The organism is Streptomyces albus subsp. albus (assembly GCF_000725885.1).
Lineage (GTDB): Bacteria > Actinomycetota > Actinomycetes > Streptomycetales > Streptomycetaceae > Streptomyces > Streptomyces albus.
This window is the reverse complement of sequence record NZ_JODR01000018.1, coordinates 186,540-201,183: the sequence shown is the minus strand read 5'-3', so window position 1 is coordinate 201,183 and position 14,644 is coordinate 186,540. Positions and strand designations below refer to the sequence as shown.

10 protein-coding genes are annotated in these 14,644 nt (G+C 72.8%); 4 read left to right on the top strand and 6 right to left on the bottom strand.

Translation table 11 applies throughout. The features are described from left to right. Nucleotides 1-32: 32 nt before the first annotated feature. From IO40_RS0121725 to IO40_RS0121710, 4 genes are all read right to left on the bottom strand, one after another. Nucleotides 33-1,700 carry an alpha/beta hydrolase gene (locus tag IO40_RS0121725; protein ID WP_016470813.1) on the bottom strand — a complete coding sequence of 556 codons (1,668 nt, stop codon included), beginning with the start codon at nt 1,698-1,700 and terminating at the stop codon, nt 33-35. Then, complete coding sequence (locus tag IO40_RS0121720) at nt 1,697-3,019, bottom strand: serine hydrolase domain-containing protein (protein WP_016470812.1); 1,323 nt, start codon at nt 3,017-3,019, stop codon at nt 1,697-1,699. Before IO40_RS0121720 ends, IO40_RS0121725 begins: the two co-directional genes overlap by 4 nt. Nucleotides 3,020-3,354: 335 nt before the next feature. After that, the gene (locus IO40_RS0121715) at nt 3,355-4,698 is read right to left on the bottom strand and encodes a CapA family protein (RefSeq protein ID WP_033229345.1); all 1,344 of its coding nucleotides are present in this window, start codon (nt 4,696-4,698) and stop codon (nt 3,355-3,357) included. A 280-nt stretch (nt 4,699-4,978) separates the two neighbouring features. Next, on the bottom strand, nt 4,979-6,172 hold the full coding sequence (locus IO40_RS0121710) for a polyprenyl synthetase family protein (protein ID WP_016470810.1): 1,194 nt from the start codon (nt 6,170-6,172) through the stop codon (nt 4,979-4,981). 370 nt (nt 6,173-6,542) lie between these two features. Here IO40_RS0121710 and ku point away from each other — a divergent pair, with 370 nt between their 5' ends. The 4 genes from ku to nrfD all read left to right on the top strand — a co-directional run bounded on the left by ku (nt 6,543) and on the right by nrfD (nt 13,151). Continuing rightward, nucleotides 6,543-7,649 (top strand): non-homologous end joining protein Ku, encoded by a 1,107-nt coding sequence (ku, locus tag IO40_RS0121705; RefSeq protein ID WP_016470809.1) that lies wholly within the window; start codon nt 6,543-6,545, stop codon nt 7,647-7,649. A 110-nt stretch (nt 7,650-7,759) separates the two neighbouring features. Beyond that, nucleotides 7,760-11,026: a formate dehydrogenase gene (fdh, locus tag IO40_RS0121700; RefSeq protein ID WP_016470808.1), complete on the top strand. Its 3,267-nt coding sequence runs from the start codon at nt 7,760-7,762 to the stop codon at nt 11,024-11,026. Further along, complete coding sequence (locus IO40_RS0121695) at nt 11,023-11,973, top strand: 4Fe-4S dicluster domain-containing protein (protein WP_031175960.1); 951 nt, start codon at nt 11,023-11,025, stop codon at nt 11,971-11,973. Before fdh ends, IO40_RS0121695 begins: the two co-directional genes overlap by 4 nt. Further along, nucleotides 11,970-13,151: an NrfD/PsrC family molybdoenzyme membrane anchor subunit gene (gene nrfD, locus IO40_RS0121690; protein ID WP_031175959.1), complete on the top strand. Its 1,182-nt coding sequence runs from the start codon at nt 11,970-11,972 to the stop codon at nt 13,149-13,151. The genes IO40_RS0121695 and nrfD overlap by 4 nt, the downstream gene beginning before the upstream one ends. On the opposite strand, the gene IO40_RS0121685 is transcribed toward nrfD, so the two are convergent. Both IO40_RS0121685 and IO40_RS0121680 read right to left on the bottom strand, forming a co-directional pair. Further along, entirely contained in the window at nt 13,112-13,627 is a 516-nt protein-coding gene (locus IO40_RS0121685) for a VOC family protein (RefSeq protein ID WP_016470805.1), read from the bottom strand. The two genes, nrfD and IO40_RS0121685, sit on opposite strands and share 40 nt — an antisense overlap. A gap of 488 nt (nt 13,628-14,115) precedes the next feature. Further along, nucleotides 14,116-14,541 carry an ATP-binding protein gene (locus IO40_RS0121680; protein WP_016470804.1) on the bottom strand — a complete coding sequence of 142 codons (426 nt, stop codon included), beginning with the start codon at nt 14,539-14,541 and terminating at the stop codon, nt 14,116-14,118. Nucleotides 14,542-14,644: the final 103 nt, after the last annotated feature.

Genomic DNA, 14,644 nt, shown 5'->3' with positions numbered 1-14,644 from the left:
CCCGTCGCCCCTGCCTGCGGCGCCTCGGCGGCTCAGTGCCTCAGCGCGCCGGCCCCTGCCTTCCCGCCGCTCTCGCTCTTCCGCTCTTGGCCGTCCTTCGCGCAGGTCACGTCACCGCCCGGCAGCTTGCCCGTGCTCAGGTAGGCGTTGACCTGCGTGTAGACGCAGCGGTTGGGATACAGCCCGTAGACGCCGTGCACCCGTGCCTTGAGGGTGACGAGGCGCGACCGGGGCATCTTGCGGTGCAGCTCCTGCCCGTTGGCGTACGAGGTGCGCGTGTCACCGGTGGACTGCACGATCAGCCCCGGCACGTCGTTCCCCCCGGTGACCGGCGGCTCCAGCGGCTTCGCGGGCCAGAAGGCGCACGGGTGCACCCCGTTGAACAGCGGGCCGTAGAACGGGGCCTTCGCGCGGCTGCGCTCCACGTTGCCGCGGTACCAGGACAGCTCGCGCGGGACCGCGCGGTCGGCGCACATCAACGCCATCTGGAGGGAGTTCTGCACCTCCGTCTCGTCGTCGGGCGGGCCCAGCGCCGCGGCCAGGAACTCCGTGGGCCGCACCGGACGTCCCAGCGACGCCTCGTGCAGCACCTTGACCGTCTCGGCCACCCGTGCGAACTCCCGGTCGTCGTACATGATCATCGCCAGCACGGGCGCCACCTGCTGGCCGTCCACCGTGTACTCGCCCACCGCGAACGGCTCACGCGCGGCCTGCCGGGAGATCCCCTCGACCGTCGCACGCACCTTGCGCGGTGTGTCCCCCAGGCCGTACGTCGCGTCCCGCTCGGCCGCCCACGCCGCCCACGCGTCCAGGAACTCCTCGTTCGCGGCGGTCGCGTCCCGGAAGGCGTTCACGTACGTGCGGGCCGGGTCCAGGGCGCTGTCCAGCAGCAGCCGGTCCACCCGCCGGGGGAACATCTTGGCGTAGACGGCGCCCAGATACGTGCCGTAGGAGACGCCGAAGTAGGAGGTGCGGCGCTCGCCGAGGACGGCGCGGAGCAGGTCCATGTCCCGCGCGGTGTTGCGGGTGGTGAAGTGCCGCAGGTACGGCACCTTCTCGCCGTACGTCTTCTGGCAGCTGCGCACCAGTTCCTTCTCGTACCCGGCCTGGGCGCGGAAGCCCGCCGCGTCGTACCCGGCCGAACGCAGCCAGTGGCCCTTCGTTCCGCAGCGCACCGCACTGCTGCGGCCCACCCCGCGCGGGTCCATGCCGATCAGGTCGAAGCGGGCCGCCAGCTTCTCGCCCATGGCCGGCTCGTCCAGCAACGGCATGTCGAGGGTGACACCGCCGGGCCCGCCGGAGTTGTGCATCAGCAGACCGATGCGGTGCTCGGTGTCCTTCGCCTTGATCCGGGAGAACCCGATGGTGAGGGTGCGCCCCTGGGGCTTGCGGTAGTCGAGCGGCACCCGGATGGTCGCGCACCGCGCACCGGCTGCGTCCAGCCCCTCGTGGCCGCACTTTTGCCACCGGGGGCGCTGGTGGACGAAACGGCTCAGGTCCCCGCGCACACCGGCGACCGGCCCGGCCTTTTGTGCCGCGTCCCGGTCCGCGTCCGCCCGGCCCCGCACGGGCCCGTCCGCCTGCCCCGGTCCGTCCGCCTGTGCGGGCACCTGGGTGCCCGCGAACACTGCTGCGACCGCCAGTGCTGCCACCGCCAGGCGCCGCCCGGCCGACGTGGTGCTCCCGCTGCCGTTCCTCACCGCTCCCCCTCCCCGGCCGGCCTGCCGTGCGGCAGCCGCCTGAATATCCGTTCGACCGTGTCGACCACGGCCTGCGAGCCGTCCTGGCGGGGCGACACCTCGTTGACGGCGACCAGCACGGCCCTGCCGTCGTCGGTCATCCCCCCGCGCGTCCTGGTGCCCTCCACGGTGCCGCCGTGCCCCCAGTAGCCCGTCGCCCCCACGACGCCGCTCAGCGGATAGCGGGCCAGACCGAGCCCGTAGACGGCACCGCGCGCGATGTCGCACGGGACGCCGTCCTTCATCCGGGCCAGCGGGCCGGACGGCAGCAGCCGCCCGGACAGCAGACCGCGCAGGAACACCGTCAGATCCGCTCCCGTGGACACCAGCGCACCGGCCGCGCCGATGACCGAGGTGTTGACGAAGGTGACCGGCCGGTGCCCGCCGTCGGCCGTCCGCCGGTAGGCGCTCGGATGCGGGCCTCGCAGCCGCTGTTCCGGCCAGCGCGGCCAGTAGGTGTGCTCCAGACCGAGCCGGGCGGTCACCCGGCGGCGCACCTCCTGCTCGCAGGAGCGGCCGGTGACCCGCTCGACGACCATGCCGAGCAGGATGTAGCCCAGGTTGCAGTACTCCCAGCGGGCACCGGGCGCGAAGCGCGGCGGCTGCCGCAGGGAGATCTCCGCCACCTGTTCGGGCCGGTGGTACCCGGGCGTGTGCTCGCTCAGGCTCTCCGGCAGCTCCGGCAACCCGCTGGTGTGCTGGAGCAGATGGCGGACGCGCACCCGGCGGCTGCCGTCGGTCTCCGGCAGCACCCCGGGCAGATACCGGGCGACGGGGGCCTCCAGCTCGATCCGCCCGGCGGCGGCGAGTTGCAGCACGACCGTGGCGACGAACATCTTGGTGTTGCTGGCGACCCGTAACCGCGCCCGGTGCGGGAACGGGCGCCCCGTCGCCAGATCACCCGCCCCGGCCGTCACCTCGGTCACCCGGCCCCGCGCGTCGGTGATGACCGCCTGCGCGCCGGGCAGCCCCTGCTCCGCCACCAGCCGGGACAGCTCCCGGCGCACCCCCTGCGCCCAGTGCGGGGCCGGGGCGGTCCTTCCGGTGCCGGCCGTCGCGGCACCCGCCGCTTCGGCGCCGGCGGCGTGGGCTGTCCCGGCGGGCCCGCCCGCCAGTCCCGTACCGGCCAGCAGCGTGGCCGCGCCCAGCCCGGCCCCGCCGCGGGTGAACGCCCGCCGGCCGAGGGCGGGTCCGGGCCGGTCCCGGGATCGAGGCCGCTCATCGGGCCGGCGGGAGAAGGACGTGGCTGCGCGTGGCGATTGCGCGGAAGATCTCGTCATGCGGCCATGCTCCCGGCGGGCGCGCACCGCCCGCCATGGTGCCAGCACGAGACCGGCCAACCAGCCCGCTACCGTCCGATGGTGGTGACAGCACCCTTGCGCCGGGCGGCAGTCGGGGCTCACGGGTCGTTGTCGGCGCACGTCGCACGTCGCCGGTACCGAGCGGGGGAAGAACACCGTGCGGGCTTCCCGGGGCTCCCGCCCGGCCCGATGTGTCCCCGCGGCGGTGCGCGCCCCCGCACGGCGTCGGGGCACCAGAGGTGGCAGGCGTGGTGCGGGGTGTGACGCGTCCTGCACCACCGGGCCGGTGCCCACCGGGGAGCGCCCCGGGCAGGTCAGGGCATCATGCGCAGGCCGTCCTTCTGCGCGCCCCTGCTGAAGACGGTCTCGCGGATGTGCGCGTACGCGTGGTCCTGCTCCGGGTCGCCCGCACCGCGGCTGCTCTTCGAGGCGAGATTGACGAGGGTGTGCCGGGGCGAGGTCTGCATCATGAACGGGGTGAAGCCCGCCTTGTCGACGGTCCATTCCCCGTTGCCGCCGTCCTTGGGCGGGGAGAAGTGGAAGCGGGCGGCGGTGCCCATGGAGCCGCGGGGGTCGTTCATCTTGCCGGCGATCTGGTCGCCCATGCCGTAGACGACCCAGGTGCCGTTGACCTTCTCGTACGCCTGCGGCACGTGCGCGTGGGTGCCCAGGATCAGATCGATGTCCTTGCGGCCGTGCGAACGGGACGCGGTCAGTTTGCGGGCGGCGGAACGCTGGAGTTCGTCCGGTTCCTGCTGCCATTCGGTGCCCCAGTGCATGCTGACCACCACCACGTCGGCGCCCGCACGCCGGGCGGCGCGGGCGTCACGGATGATGCGCTCCGGCTCGATGAGGTTGACGAGCCAGGGTTTGTCCTCGGGGAGGGAGATGCCGTTGGTGCCGTAGGTGTAGGCGAGCTGGGCGACCTTGGCACCGCCCGCCCGCAGCACGGCGGGCTGCTTGCGCTCCCGGGCCGACCGTGCGGACCCGACATGGGCGAGGCCCGCCTCGTCCATGGCGTCGAGAGTACGGCGGACACCGTCCGTACTGTCGTCGAGCGTGTGGTTGGACCCCGTGGAGCACGAGTCGTACCCGGTCTCCTTGACCGAACGCGCCAGTTGCGGCGGCGTCTTGAACAGCGGGTACCCGGAGAACGGCCCGTCCTTGGGGCCGTACACGGTCTCCATGTGGCAGATCGCCAGGTCGGCGCCGCGCACCATCGGCTTCGCCGCCTCGATCATGCGGCCGAACTCGTATCCGGAGCCGTCCGCGTCCGCGCGCGCCTGCCGGATGATCGAGTCGTGCACGAGCAGGTCGCCGGTCGCGACGAGGGAGAAGCCGCGCCCGGCCGGCTGCACCCGCTTGTGCGCGGCCTTCTCACCGCTGCCGCGGGCGACGTCCTGGTCGGCGGCGGAACGGGGACCGTCCGTCACCGTCCCGCACCCGGCGACGCCGCCCAGCAGCGCGGCGAGACCGAGCGCGGCGGCGGCACGGCGCACGGCGCGGCCGGGGCGGTCACCGCCGGCCCGGGAGCCCGTGCGGTCAGCTGTGGGGAGGCGCAGGCGGATGCGGGTGCGGGGTCGCGAGGGGCGGGGCCCGGTGTCGCGCCCGGGATGGCGCTCCGGGCGGCTGTCGTCTGGGGGAACGGTTGTGCGCATGCGTGCTCCTGCGGGACGAGCCAGTCATATAAGTGCGATAAACGCACTGGATGACGAACCGTCCCCCAGCACCTACGGCGACACGGCTCCCCGCGGCCATCCGGCCCACACAATGCACCCGATCAGGCTTTCGACACCCCGCCCGCACCACCTCCCCACCAACCGTCACTCTCGACACCCAGCAGCGCGCCCCACCCGCCCGGAGCGGGTACGGGGGCGGAACCGGGGCCGCGAGGAGCGAGGGCGTCCGGGGCCGGGCACCCCCGCGACAGACCGCAGCTCAACCGCCGCCGGAGACCGCGTGGCGGAACAGTGCCCGGAGCGCGGCGTGCGAGGCCGGCGGCAGGGCGGCCTTGTCCAACTGGGTGAGGGCCTCCGTCAGCTGCCAGGCGGAGATCTCGCGCGCGGCGGCCCGGCCCCCCGCGTTCTCGATCAACGCCGCCAGCTCGTCCGGAGGCGGCGGACAGGCGGGCCCGCCGCCCAGGGACTCGGCGAGGGTGCGGGCGGCCGGGTTGCCCGCGCGCAGGGCGGCGATCAGCGGCAGACTGGGGCCGCCCTCCCGCAGTCCGCTCATCACGGGCCGCCCGCTCAGTGCCGTACCCGACCACAGATCCTCGATGTCGCGGGCCGCCTGGGCAGCTATGCCCAGGTGGTGACCGGCCCGGGTCAGGGTCTCCACGACCCGTTCGTCCGCTCCGCCCAGCAGTGCCCCGCCGGCCAGCGCGCACTCCAGCAGGGAACTGCTGCGGGCCGCCGCGACCGCGGCGTACTCCTCCATGCTGATGCCTTCCGGCGCTCTGCGGCGCAGGGCGAGCTCCGCGGAACGGCCGCCGACGAGCCGGGAGGTGGTACGGGTGAGCAGACGCAGCATCGCGGCGTGGTCCGGCCGGGGGCCGGCGGGCTCGGCGGAAACGGTGCCGAACGGTTCGGCGAGCGGCCGGGAGGGCGCACCGGGGTGCGCCCTCCCGTTCACGGCCGCGGGCGCACCGTTCTCCCCGGCCGGCTCCGCGGGCAGCAGGCAGCGGCTGGCCGCCCCCAGTAACGCGTCGCCCGCGAGAACGGCCCAGCCGGTGCCGTAGACCGCCCACACGGCGGACCGGCCCCGGCGCAGCGCCTCACCGTCCATCACGTCGTCGTGCAGGGTCGCCCAGTTGTGCACCAGTTCCACGGCCGCGGCCCCCGGCAGTGCCGCGGCCGTGGAGTTCTCCGGGCCGCCGCCGTCCCGGCCGCTCTCGCCGGCGCCCGCCGCGTACAGGGCGAGCGCCGCGCGGAGCAGCGGTTCGGGGGTGACACCGTAGGTGGGGCTGCCGTTCGGCTGCGTCCATCCGAAGTGGTAGCCGCAGACGCGGCGGAGTTCGGGCTGGAGGCCGCCGACGGCCTCGCGCAGCAGTGGCTCGGTCCGCTCGTGTGCGTACGAGAGCAGGGACGGGGCGGCGGGCAGGCCGGGGACGTCGGAGAGCTCATGAGTCGTCATACCGGAACGCCTTCTCCTTTCTCCGAGCCGGGCGCCGCTTGCTGCGGACCGGACGCCGCCAGGCGGACGCGAAGCGTGTGGGAACGGTGTGCTCTCAGTAATCGGCTTTCCCTTCCCACGGCCCGGTGACTCCCGCTCGGCCCCACCGGTGCGAAGCACGCGGGGCGCAGGGGGCGGCAAGGCGGAGCGGCGCGTGCGAACTGAGGGGTGTGAGGCGCCGGGGGCGTGAAACCCGGGGCACACGGACGCACGGCCCCGGATGCGACGGCGTGCGCCAGGGGTGAGAGTGAGAGCGCGCTCGTCCCACGGGCGGAGGGGCGCACAGCGGCCCGGGTCGGCGAACCCGGATCACGAAGGGGCAGGAGCAGCGATGGCACGCCCGGTCTGGAGCGGAGTGATCACCTTCGGGCTGGTCACGGTCCCGGTGCGGATGTACTCCGCCACCGAGGACCACACGACCCACTTCCACCAGTTGCAGCGCGGCACCGACGACCGGGTGCGCAACAAGAGGGTCAACGAACGCACCGGCAAGGACGTCGGCTACGACGACATCGTCAAGGGCTACGAGATCTCCGACGGCGAGTACGTCACCGTCGAGCCGGAGGAGCTCCAGGACATCGCGCCCGGCAAGTCGCAGGTGATCGACGTCAGCGGTTTCGTGGCGGCGGACGAGGTCGATCCCGTCCACTACGTACGCGCCTACTACCTCTCCCCCGGCGGCGAGCAGTACCACAAGCCCTACGAGCTGCTGCGCGCGGCGCTCGCCACCACCGGCAGGACCGGTATCGCCACCTTCGTGATGCACAGCAAGGAGTACCTGGTCGCGCTCCGCGCCGGCGAGGACGTGCTGGCGCTGCACACCCTGCACTGGGCGGACGAGATCCGCGACCCCCGCGAGGAACTGCCCGAGCTGCCGGAACACGAACGGACGGGCAGCCGGGAGCTGAGGACGGCGCAGCAGCTCGTCGAGAGCATGAGCACCACCTTCCGCCCGCAGGACTACCACGACACCTACGAGGAGCGGGTACGGGCCCTGATCGAGGCGAAGGCCAAGGGCGAGCGGATCACCCCCGAGGAGGGCCCGCCGGAGGCCACCAACGTCGTGGATCTGAGCGAAGCCCTCAACCGCAGCATCGAGCGGGCCCGCGCACGCGGCGGCGGCCGAGGGGGCGGCACAGCGCGGCGGGGCGGCACCGGGCGGAGCGGTGCCCGAAGCGGCTCGCGGGGTGCCGGCCGCAGCGGCGCGGGGGGCGGCTCGCGGGGCGGCTCGCGCGCCGGCAGCCGGGAACGCCCGCGGGAGGGCCGCCGCAAGAGCGCGCCGAAGAAGACCTCCGCCGGCCGCGGCGGCCCGCCCCTGGAGGAGCTGAGCAAGGACGAGCTGTACCGGCGCGCCACCGACCGCGGCGTCAAGGGCCGCTCCCGGATGACGCGAGAACAACTGGCCGAGGCGCTGGGCGCCTCCAAGAAGGCCGCCTGAACGGCGGGAACGGCAGCACGGACAGAGCCGACGAAGCGAGCGGGACGAAAAACGGAACCCTCACAGCCGCGGTCCCCGGTGGGAGCGAGGCGGGGCCGAAAGGACACGGGATGGGCGTACGCACATGGATCAAGGACTGGCCCGTCTACCGGCAGCTCACCCAGGGGGACGATCCCACCGGCAGAGGCGCCGCCGCCTCGTCCGCGCACACACGCACACTGCGCCCCCGCACCAGCACGGCCGACCGGGTCGTCAAATCGGTGTGCCCGTACTGCGCTGTCGGCTGCGGCCAGCAGGTGTACGTCAAGGACGAGAAGGTCGTACAGATCGAGGGTGACCCCGACTCGCCCGTCAGCAGGGGCAGGCTCTGCCCCAAAGGGGCGGCCACCCTTCAGCTGACCACCGGTGAGGCACGCCGCCACGAAGTGCTCTACCGCCGCCCCTACGGCACCGAATGGGAACGGCTCGACCTGGACACCGCCATGGACATGGTGGCCGACCGGGTCATCCGCACCCGTCGCCAGACCTGGGAGGCGGAGCGGGACGGCGTCCGCGTCAACCGCACCCTGGGGCTGGCCGCACTGGGCGGCGCCGCCCTCGACAACGAGGAGAACTACCTCATCAAGAAGCTGTTCACGGCGCTGGGCGTGGTGCAGATCGAGAACCAGGCCCGCGTCTGCCACAGCTCCACCGTCGCCGGGCTCGGCACCTCCTTCGGGCGGGGCGGCGCCACCACCTTCCTCCAGGACCTCCAGCACGCCGACTGCATCGTCATCGAGGGCTCCAACTTCGCCGAGGCACACCCGGTCGGCTTCCAGTGGGTGATGGAGGCCAAGGCGCGGGGCGCCACCGTCATCCACGTCGACCCGCGCTTCACCCGGACGAGTGCCCTCGCCGATCTGCACGTGCCGATCCGGGCCGGCACCGACATCGCCTTCCTCGGCGGCATCATCAACCACGTCCTCAGCAACGACGCGTACTTCCACGACTACGTCGTCGACTACACCAACGCCTCCACCATCGTCGGCGACGAGTTCCGCGACACCGAGGACCTGGCCGGCGTCTTCTCCGGCCTCAACGAGGAAACCGGCCACTACGACATCGCCAGCTGGCAGTACGAGGGCGACACGGTGCAGGCCGCCTCCGGACAGCGGGACGCCCTCTTCCAGGAACGCAGCCGGCAGGGCCGTTCCGTCGCCAGCGCGGGCGGCTCCGAATCGCACGGCTCCGGCGGCGCCCCCGTCTCCGGCCACCGCCGGCACGACCGCACCCTGCAACACCCGCGCTGCGTCTTCCAGCTGCTCAAACGGCACTACGCGCGCTATACCCCGGAGATGGTCGAGGAGACCTGCGGCATCCCCCGCGAAACGTTCCTGGGGGTGTGCCGGACGCTGGTGGAGAACTCCGGGCGCGAGCGCACCACCGCCTTCGCCTACGCCGTCGGCTGGACGCAGCACACCGTCGGCGCCCAGTACATCCGCGCCGCGTGCATGCTCCAGCTGCTGCTGGGCAACATCGGCCGGCCCGGCGGCGGCATCCAGGCGCTCCGCGGACACGCCAGCATCCAGGGCTCCAGCGACATCCCCACCCTCTTCAACCTGCTGCCCGGCTACATCCCCATGCCGCACGCCCACAAGGACGAAGGGCTGGACGCCTTCGTCGAGGCCATGCGCACCGACAAGGGCTACTGGGGCAACATGCGCGCCTACCTCGTCAGCCTGCTCAAGGCGTACTGGGGCGAGGCGGCCACCGCCGAGAACGACTACTGCTTCGACCGGCTGCCCCGGCTGACCGGCTCGCACAGCACCTACGACACGGTGCTCGCCCAGCTCGACGGCACCTGCAAGGGCTACTTCCTGCTGGGCGAGAACCCCGCCGTCGGCTCGGCCAACGCCAAGATGCAGCGGGTGGGCATGGCCAACCTCGAATGGCTGGTGGTCCGCGACTTCTCCCTCATCGAATCCGCCACCTGGTGGAAGGACGGCCCCGAGACGGAGACCGGCGAACTGCGCACCGAGGAGAACGGCACCGAGGTGTTCTTCTTCCCCGCCGCCTCGCACACCGAGAAAGCCGGCTCCTTCACCAACACCAACCGCATGCTCCAGTGGCACTACCCGGCCAAGGAACCCGACGGCGACGCCCGCAGCGACCTGTGGTTCATGTACCACCTCGGCCGGCGCATCCGGGAGAAGCTGAGCGGATCCACCGACCCCGTCGACCGTCCCGTACTCGACCTGACGTGGGACTACCCGGTCGACGGCCCGCTCCAGGAGCCCGTCGCCGACGCCGTCCTCGCCGAGATCAACGGCCGCCACGCCGACGGCAGCCCGCTCAGCCGCTACCAGGAACTGCGCGACGACGGCTCCACCTCCTGCGGCTGCTGGATCTACTGCGGCGTCTACAAGGACGGCGTCAACCAGGCGGCCCGCAAGAAACCCCACACCCAGCAGGACTGGATCGCCGCCGAATGGGCCTGGTCCTGGCCGTCCAACCGGCGCATCCTCTACAACCGCGCCTCCGCCGACCCCGACGGCGCGCCCTGGAGCCCCCGCAAGGCCCTGGTGTGGTGGGACGCCGGCCAGGGCCGCTGGGAGGGCTACGACGTCCCCGACTTCATCGCGGACCGGCCGCCCTCCTACCGGCCCGCACCGGACGCCACCGGCCCCGACGCCCTCTCCGGCATCGATCCGTTCATCATGCAGGGCGACGGCAAGGGCTGGCTGTACGCCCCGGCCGGACTGATGGACGGCCCCCTGCCCACCCACTACGAGCCGCAGGACTCCCCCGTCCACAACCCGCTCCACCCCGGCCAGCAGCGCAGTCCCGTACGCGAGACCCATCCGCACCCGGCCAACGCCTACCACCCCAGCGGCCGGGAGCGCGGCGCCGGCGTCTACCCGTACGTGGTCACCACCTACCGGCTCACCGAACACTTCACCGCGGGCGGGATGAGCCGCTGGTCGCCGTACCTGTCCGAGCTCCAGCCGGAGTTCTTCTGCGAGGTCTCACCGCAGCTGGCCGCCGAACGCGGCCTCGAACACACCGGCTGGGCCACCGTCGTCACCGCCCGCGGCGCCGTGGAGGCCCGCGTACTGGTGACGGAACGGATGCGGCCCCTGCGGGTGGGCGGCCGGGACATCCACCAGATCGGGCTCCCCTACCACTGGGGCCGCAACGGCTACGCCCGCGGGGACTCGGCCAACGAACTCACCTCGATGGCCCTGGACCCCAACGTGCACATCCAGGAGGTCAAAGCGCTCACCGCCGACATCCGGCCGGGCCGCCGCCCCCGGGGCCCCGCCCTGCTGGCCCTGCTGGAGGAGTACCGGGAGCGGGCCGGCGTGACCGCACACACCGGAACGGAGGTACGGGGATGACCACGGAAACCCGGCCGGACGCCCGGCCCTCCCCCGCCGGCGCCACCGGCACCCGCGAGGTGACGGCCACCGAGGAACGCGTCGGCTTCTTCACCGACACCTCCGTGTGCATCGGCTGCAAGGCGTGCGAAGTGGCGTGCAAGGAATGGAACGCCATCCCGGAAGACGGCATGGAACTGACCGGGATGAGCTACGACAACAGCCAGGGACTCGGCGCCTCCACCTGGCGGCACGTCGCCTTCATCGAACAGAGCAAACCCGTGGTGCCCAAGGTCCCGCACAGCACCGACGCCGACGACGGCCCCGACGTCTTCGCGCTGGCCGCCCAGGGCTCCGGCTCCTCCGAGCTGCGCTGGCTGATGTCCTCCGACGTGTGCAAGCACTGCACCCACGCCGCCTGCCTCGACGTGTGCCCGACGGGCTCCCTCTTCCGCACCGAGTTCGGCACGGTCGTGGTGCAGGAGGACATCTGCAACGGCTGCGGCTACTGCGTACCCGCCTGCCCCTACGGCGTCATCGAACAGCGCCCCGACGACGGACGCGCCTTCAAGTGCACGCTGTGCTACGACCGGCTCGGCGCGGGACAGACCCCCGCCTGCGCGAAGGCGTGCCCCACCGAGTCCATCCAGTTCGGCCCCCTCGACGAACTGCGCGAACGGGCCGCCGCCCGCGTCGAGGAACTGCACCGCGCCGGCGTCCCCGACGCCCGCCTGTACGGCCACGACCCCGACGACGGCGTCGGCGGCGACGGTGCCTTCTTCCTGCTGCTGGACGAGCCGGAGGTCTACGGCCTGCCGCCCGACCCGGTGGTGACCACCCGCGACCTGCCCGCCATGTGGAAACACGCGGGCGCCGCCGCGCTGACCCTGCTCGGCGGCATCGCCGCCGCGTTCGCCGCCGGCCGCACCCCCGGCCACCACCGCCCGGGAAGGAGCCTCCCCCGATGACCGAACCCCCACACGACGACAACGACCGCCCGCGGGACGGGGAGCGCGGCGGGCCGCCGTACGAGGAGCGCGGCGGGCCCCGGAACGAGGAGCGCGGCGGGCCGCCGAAGGACGAACACGGCGGGCCGCAGCGCGGCGCACACGGCGGGCCGCCGCGCGACGAGCAGAGAGATGGCGGGCGCCACGCACGCCGGGACGGTGGACGCAGGCGGCGCAAGCGGCGCGGCGAACAGACCGTCGTCCCGGAACCGGAGTTCACCTCCTACTACGGCAAGCCCATCCTCAACACCCCCGGCTGGAAACCCCTCAACATCGGCGGCTACTTCTTCCTCGGCGGGCTCGCCGGCGCCGGGTCGGTGCTGGCCGCCGGCGCCCGGCTGACGGGACGGCCGGTGACAGCCCGCGCCATGAAGATCTCCGCCACCGTCTCCATCGCCGGCTCGGCCGCCGCCCTCATCCACGACCTGGGCCGGCCCGCCCGGTTCGGCAACATGCTGCGCGTCCTCAAGCCCACCTCGCCGATGAGCGTCGGCTCCTGGCTGCTGGCCGCCTACGGCCCGCTCAGCGGGATCGCCGCCGCCTCCGACGTCACGGGCCTGCTGCCCCGGACCGGCGACGCCGCCACCTGCGGTGCCGCGCTGCTGGGGCCAGCCGTGGCGACCTACACCGCCGTCCTGGCCGCCGACACCGCCGTACCGGCCTGGCACGACGGCTACCGCGAGCTCCCGTTCGTCTTCGCGGGCTCGGCCACGGCTGCCGCCGCCGGTACCGCGCTGATGACCGGACCGCTGCGGGAGAACAGCCCGGCGCGGTACGCCGCACTGTTCGGCACCGCGCTGGAGACCGCCGCCCGGCACCGGATGGAATCCCGGCTCGGCATGGTCGCCGAGACCTACCGCACCGGAACGGCCGGACGGCTCATGCGTTCCGCCGAGGCACTCACCGTCGGCGGAGCGCTGACCGCCGCAGTCGCCGGTGGCCGCAGCCGGCTGCTGGCCGCGGTCAGCGGTGCCGCCCTGGTCGCCGGTTCCGTGTGCACCCGCCTGGGCGTTTTCCATGCGGGGCGTGCCGCGATGGCCGACCCGAAGTACACCGTGGTACCGCAGCGGGAGCGACTGCGTGCCCGGGAGGAGGCGGCCTACGGCCGCCAGCGGCGCAGCGACGTGGCCCCCTCGTAAGGCTGGGGGTCGGGGTAGGCGAGCAGTTCCAGGGTGCTGCCCCAGGGGGTGCGGCAGTAGACGAACCGGTTACGGGGCCCGGCCTCGGGCCCTGGCAGCGGCTGCGGCTCGCCCAGCACCGTGCCGCCGGCCTCCCGCACCGCAGCGCAGGCCGCCGGCAGGTCCTCCGTGTAGCAGGCCAGGTGCTGCCAGCCGACGTCGTGGGGTCGGGCGGCGTCCCGTCGCCCGGTCCCCCGGAACTCGAACAGCTCCAGCCCCGGTCCGTGCGGGAGCCGCAGCATGCGCACGGCGAGCTGTTCCGTACCGGGCGGCACGCCCAGCCGTCGTTCGGTCTCCGCACCGCTCCTGGGACCGGCCTCTCTGGGCAAGGTGTCGTACAGCGTCTCGGCGCCCAGAGCGTGGGAGAAGAACTCCGTCGCCGCCTCGATGTCGGGAACCGTCACCCCGACGTGGTCGATTCCGCGCACCGCGTGCATCCGTGGTCCTCCCTCCACAGGGCGCCCGCCTCTCCTCGGACGCGGCCGGTTCCCAGCATCACCCGGAAGCGGAGGGTCCGCATACGGCACCGCTGGCCGCACGAAGACCCGCCGGCACTTGCTGCGACCGTCACCATCCACCGCGAACACGAACCGTGGGACGCAACGCCGGCCGGCCGTGAACGCGAACCGCACGAGAATCCCGGAACACTCACGAACGCGGCCTCTCGGCGAGCGGGCCGTCTTCGAGCGGGGACGCCTGGGGACGCGGACCGCCTGGGGTGACGACGCGGACCGCCTGGGGACGCGGACCGTACCGGGACACGGACAGTGCAGGAACACAGACCGTACGGGACAGAGATCGTGCAGGAACACGGACCTATGCAGGAATGCACCCCGCGCCGGATTGCGCACCGCGCCGGATTGCGCACCGTGTCGGACTGCGTACCGTGTCGGACTGCGCACCCTCGGGAACTACGGGAAAAGCTTCACAGCGGAATACCCGCGTAGATGATCTTTCCGTTGTTGCGGCGCAGTCTGATGGTGATGTCCCGCGCCAGGTGTCGGATGATGGGCCAGCCGAACCCGCCGCCTTCTCCTTCCTCGAAAGTCTGCGGAGCACGTTCCCTGGGAAGCGCGGAACTGGAATCCCCGACTTCGACCAGCAGAGTGTCGTGCAGGGAACTGAGGCGGAAGTCGGTGACCCCATTGCCGTACCGCAGCGCATTGGTCACCAACTCGGAGACCACCAACAGGACCGTCTCGGTCGTTTCCGGAGTGGGCGCGGGCGAGAGAGTGGCAAGGAACCCCCGAGTCAGCTGACGCGCCTGAAAGCTGCTGGTCACACAGGTGGTGTGGGTGCTGACCGGGGGAAGGTCCTCCTCCTCGTCGTGCAAGGCTGTTGCCTGATCCATACGTTGTCTCCCGTCTCCGCAGGGCCGATGCCGCTGAAAGCAGACCCGCGAATGTGGGGGTCTTTCCTCTCCCGGTGAGGCCCTACGCGGGCGCGTATTGCCT

Coding starts and splice junctions, on each gene's coding strand:
- IO40_RS0121720 (WP_016470812.1), bottom strand. CDS start 3,019: ATGACGAGATCTTCCGCGCAATCGCCACGCGCAGCCACGTCCTTCTCC.
- IO40_RS0121715 (WP_033229345.1), bottom strand. CDS start 4,698: ATGCGCACAACCGTTCCCCCAGACGACAGCCGCCCGGAGCGCCATCCC.
- IO40_RS0121710 (WP_016470810.1), bottom strand. CDS start 6,172: ATGACGACTCATGAGCTCTCCGACGTCCCCGGCCTGCCCGCCGCCCCG.
- ku (WP_016470809.1), top strand. CDS start 6,543: ATGGCACGCCCGGTCTGGAGCGGAGTGATCACCTTCGGGCTGGTCACG.
- fdh (WP_016470808.1), top strand. CDS start 7,760: ATGGGCGTACGCACATGGATCAAGGACTGGCCCGTCTACCGGCAGCTC.
- IO40_RS0121695 (WP_031175960.1), top strand. CDS start 11,023: ATGACCACGGAAACCCGGCCGGACGCCCGGCCCTCCCCCGCCGGCGCC.
- nrfD (WP_031175959.1), top strand. CDS start 11,970: ATGACCGAACCCCCACACGACGACAACGACCGCCCGCGGGACGGGGAG.
- IO40_RS0121685 (WP_016470805.1), bottom strand. CDS start 13,627: ATGCACGCGGTGCGCGGAATCGACCACGTCGGGGTGACGGTTCCCGAC.
- IO40_RS0121680 (WP_016470804.1), bottom strand. CDS start 14,541: ATGGATCAGGCAACAGCCTTGCACGACGAGGAGGAGGACCTTCCCCCG.